We start from the raw sequence: 2,726 nt of genomic DNA, 5'->3' as shown, positions 1-2,726 counted from the left end.
ACCTCGCCCGCGAAAAGGTCGAGGCCTTCATCCGCGGCGACCTCGACCGCTAAACCCCGCCCCCGGACGCGTCCTCAGGTCCTGCAGGTTTCGACCGGACGCGTCCTCAGGTCCTGCAGGTTTTGACCGGACGCGTCCTCAGGTCCTGCAGGTTCCAACCGGACGCGTCCTCACCTCCTGCAGGTTTTCATGCGATGCTCCCTCACCTTTCGGTGGGGGAGCATCGCTGCTTAAGCGTCCTTTGTGTAGCGCCGAATCGCGTGGCTCGCCTGGGCAAGGGCCAGCAGCTTCAGGACCAGTTGGCCGTGCAAGTGCATGCCGACAGCCGCAGTCATGATCAGCTCATTGACGTCGTCCGGCGCCATGGTGGCCGATATGTCCACCGTGGCAATGGCGTCCACCGCTTGGCTGTAGGCGTCGAGCAAGGTGTCGGGCACCTGCACGCCGAGACTTTCCATCAGGGCCAAGTGGGCATTGAGCGAGTTTCTGGCGTCGCTCGGCACGTCCGGCCAGTTCCGGAAACGGACGACGGCGTCTCCCGCCAACGACTGCATGTCGCCATGCTCGGTGCCCACCGCGTCGAGGCCCAGCACCGTGCGCTGGACTGCGGCCAAGAGCTCAAGGCGGGGGACGCCGTCGTCGGCCATCCTGAGCAGGGAACCGATCTGGGCGATATTCAGTCCGACCACGCGCCGCAGCGCCTGGATGAGTTCCAGCCGGCTCACGTGGAGTTCCGCATACTCCGCCCGGGTGGCGTGGACCGATCGGCCCGCGGGCAGCAGCCCCTCGCGGAGGTAGAACTTGATGCTGGCGGGGGAGACTCCCGTCCGCTCGCTGAGTTCCTTCAGCTGCATGTTTGCTCCTTCCTCGGCGGACGGGAGCCTCTTGGATAGCTGCTGCCGCGCTGGCTATCTTGATTTACACCACTGGATAGTGCTCCTATCCTAGACGCATGGAGCCTTGGAATGTACTGCTTGCCAGCCACGTTATTGCCGCCCTTTTTGTCCTTGCCATTGGCCCGCTCCAGATCCTTCGCCGCCGCCGGGACCGTATCCACCGGACCATGGGACACCTGTGGGTCGCGGCCATGTACTACGTCTGCCTCAGCAGTTTCTGGATCGTCAGTAACGGGCACTTCAGCTGGCTTCACGGGCTCTCCGCGTTCACCATCGTGACGGTCACCCTTGGGCTGGTCAGTGCCGTTCGCCGGAACATACCCGCGCATAGGGGAAACATGATCGGCAGCTACATCGGCATCGCTGTGGCGTTCGGCTTCGCAGTCTCTGTGCCAGGTCGTACTATTCCGCGCCTCCTGGCCGAGGATCTGCCGACGGCCCTGTACGTTGCCGCGCTGGTGGCGCTCAGCGTCGCCGTCGTCTTCATTTCGCTTCGGCGCGGCGAGGGCCGTCGCATCCAGGGCGCAGGGCGCCCGGCTGACCAGCTCCCGGCGGCGGCGTCCCCAGCAGGGACCGCGACGAGTCCTCAGTAGTCCCCGCCCCCAACGCTTCCTCACCTTTCGTCGCTTCAGCACGGACGCTTCTTCACGTCTCGTCGCTTCAGCCCAAACGCCTCCTCAGATGTGGCTGGCGCATACTCGAGCCTGTGGATAACTTCTGCAGGGCCGGTCTGTTTCGAGCAACAATGCCGTATGCAAACACGAACCGATCTTCCTGCCAGCCTGGTGTCTGCCCCATTCACCTTGGGATCCGCGAAAGCCTCAGGTGTTCCACCCAACAGACTGCGCCGGGCCGACGTCGCGCACGTAAGTCGTGAACTGTACCGTCCGACGACCTGGAGCTTCGAGCTAGAGGCCGCGGCACGGGCACTTTCTGCGGCATCGCCGGGCGCCTGGATCTCGCATGTCACAGCGGCTCGCATCCGAAGCCAAATTCTGCCGCCCTGGCTGGCGGACTCGACCGAGCTTCATCTGAGCAAACCCCATTCCCTGCCGGAAGTGCGGCGAAGAGGGGTGATCGGTCACAGCGTGCTGGCATTGGAGGGCGAGATCGAATTCGCCGACGGCATCCGTATCAGCAGCAGGTCCCGCACCTGGCTTGATATGGCGAGACGGCTGTCGGAGAGTGAACTGGTCTGCATGGGCGATGAACTGATTCGCGTCCCGAGAGCGGAATTCGAAGACCGCACCGAGCCGTTCGACACGCTGGAGGGATTGCGGTCCCTCGTGGGCCGCCATCCGAATCTTCAGGGAGTGGTCCGGGCGCGCGCCGCGATCGAGCGAATGCGCGTCGGGGCGGATTCTGCGCCTGAGTCACTACTCCGCCTCGCGATGGAGGACGCAGGCCTTCCGGAGCCTCAGCTGCAGGTGCCGCTGCGAGAGGACAAGACCATCGGGCCGACTGCCGATCTCGGGTACAGGCACCGGAAGCTGGCCATACAGTACGACGGCGACCACCACCTTCTCGAGCCCCAAGTCTTCAGCGATAGGCGGCGTGACAAAGCCTTCGAGGCAGCCGGGTGGACCGTTGTTGTGTTTGGCAAGAAGGATTTGGCGGACGGCTTCGAGCGTGCCATCCGCCTGATCAGACGGGGAATGCGCAGGAGTCGGCTGGATCATCCTCAGGCGTCGGGCTTCGCCGATGCCGACTGAGGAATGGATGGGTTTGGGGCGGCGAAAGGTGAGGAAGGGATGGGGGCGGATTCCAGCGGTCGTTGCAACACGCGTCCTAAGCTGCTGATTCTTCCAGAATTTGCTCGAGGGCTTGTGC

At 64.0% G+C, this 2,726-nt stretch carries 3 protein-coding genes; 2 read left to right on the top strand and 1 reads right to left on the bottom strand.

The window, feature by feature from the left end:
- Window positions 1-230 precede the first annotated feature (230 nt).
- Window positions 231-854, bottom strand: coding sequence for a MerR family transcriptional regulator (locus ACTHQX_RS21620; protein WP_440159292.1), 624 nt, complete (start codon window positions 852-854; stop codon window positions 231-233).
- 98 nt (window positions 855-952) lie between these two features.
- On the opposite strand from ACTHQX_RS21620, the gene ACTHQX_RS21615 reads away from it, so the two are divergent.
- Window positions 953-1,489, top strand: a complete 537-nt coding sequence (locus ACTHQX_RS21615; RefSeq protein WP_440159291.1) for a DUF2306 domain-containing protein — start codon at window positions 953-955, stop codon at window positions 1,487-1,489.
- Between the two features lie 159 nt (window positions 1,490-1,648).
- On the top strand, window positions 1,649-2,608 hold the full coding sequence (locus ACTHQX_RS21610) for an endonuclease domain-containing protein (protein ID WP_440159289.1): 960 nt from the start codon (window positions 1,649-1,651) through the stop codon (window positions 2,606-2,608).
- Window positions 2,609-2,726 lie beyond the last annotated feature (118 nt).

The sequence above is a fragment of the Arthrobacter sp. SAFR-023 genome (genome assembly GCF_051965295.1).
Lineage (GTDB): Bacteria > Actinomycetota > Actinomycetes > Actinomycetales > Micrococcaceae > Arthrobacter.
Note: the sequence above shows the minus strand (reverse complement) of the source record. Positions and strands in the feature narration are given on the sequence as shown.

Excerpts from the sequence above, each read along its gene's own strand:
- ACTHQX_RS21610 (WP_440159289.1), top strand. The coding sequence starts at position 1,649 with ATGCAAACACGAACCGATCTTCCTGCCAGCCTGGTGTCTGCCCCATTC.
- ACTHQX_RS21620 (WP_440159292.1), bottom strand. The coding sequence starts at position 854 with ATGCAGCTGAAGGAACTCAGCGAGCGGACGGGAGTCTCCCCCGCCAGC.
- ACTHQX_RS21615 (WP_440159291.1), top strand. The coding sequence starts at position 953 with ATGGAGCCTTGGAATGTACTGCTTGCCAGCCACGTTATTGCCGCCCTT.